Here is a 255-nt window from a genome sequence, read left to right on the forward strand (position 1 = left end):
AGCTGGTTCTCCCCGAAATCTATTTAGGTAGAGCCTCGGACGAATACTTACGGGGGTAGAGCACTGTTAAGGCTAGGGGGTCATCCCGACTTACCAACCCTTTGCAAACTCCGAATACCGTAAAGTAATATCCGGGAGACACACGGCGGGTGCTAACGTCCGTCGTGAAGAGGGAAACAACCCAGACCGCCAGCTAAGGTCCCAAAGTCATAGTTAAGTGGGAAACGATGTGGAAAGGCCCAGACAGCCAGGAGG

General features: G+C 52.9%; 1 rRNA gene. It reads left to right on the forward strand.

Annotated features, from left to right (window positions below):
* Window positions 1-255 (forward strand): 23S ribosomal RNA (locus tag PSH54_RS20755); the annotation flags it as partial.

It is taken from the genome of Pseudoalteromonas sp. Angola-30, assembly GCF_028599215.1.
GTDB lineage: Bacteria > Pseudomonadota > Gammaproteobacteria > Enterobacterales > Alteromonadaceae > Pseudoalteromonas > Pseudoalteromonas atlantica.